The 433-nt window shown below is 45.0% G+C and carries 1 protein-coding gene and 1 pseudogene; one reads left to right on the top strand and one right to left on the bottom strand.

Annotation, left to right across the window (positions count from 1 at the left end):
- The first annotated feature begins 34 nt into the window (after positions 1-34).
- Positions 35-196 (top strand): transposase, encoded by a 162-nt coding sequence (locus Q1B11_RS20305; protein WP_299735841.1) that lies wholly within the window; start codon positions 35-37, stop codon positions 194-196.
- A 135-nt stretch (positions 197-331) separates the two neighbouring features.
- Here Q1B11_RS20305 and Q1B11_RS20300 read toward each other — a convergent pair.
- Positions 332-433, bottom strand: a pseudogene (locus Q1B11_RS20300) (stress response kinase A); the annotation flags it as partial.

Raw genomic sequence — 433 nt, 5'->3', positions numbered from 1 at the left:
AAAACTTAAACAGGGGGCGGCCAGTGAATAATCAATGGCCCGCTATTCAGAAGAGTTTAAAGAGTCAATCATTCAGAAAATGATGCCGCCCAACAATGTGGCGGTTTCTCAGCTGGTACGAGATACTGGCATCTCTGATGTAACGCTATACACTTGGCAAGGGAAAGAGGAGGCGAGGGAAAGAGGACAGCCATAAACTGAATACCGATTTTGACAACCATATCAAACCTGACTTATCTGCACCATAAATGGCTATAACGGCCTGCTAAAGAATCCAAGCTGATAGTAAACAAATTTAAGGGTGCCCTCTATTCCTCTCTATGTCCTTTTAGAACTTGGCAATCAGCGGGTCTTTTTCTTCAATGCCCACTTGGTATACACGATTTTCGTAGCTGTTCAGCGCAAGAATGCGGGCATCGCTGAGGTATCCCTG

This window comes from uncultured Endozoicomonas sp., assembly GCF_947495845.1.
Taxonomy (GTDB): Bacteria; Pseudomonadota; Gammaproteobacteria; order Pseudomonadales; family Endozoicomonadaceae; genus Endozoicomonas.
Note: the sequence above shows the minus strand (reverse complement) of the source record. Positions and strands in the feature narration are given on the sequence as shown.

What these genes read in the sequence shown, in the direction of transcription:
- Q1B11_RS20305 (WP_299735841.1), top strand. Translation starts at nt 35, where the DNA reads ATGGCCCGCTATTCAGAAGAGTTTAAAGAGTCAATCATTCAGAAAATG.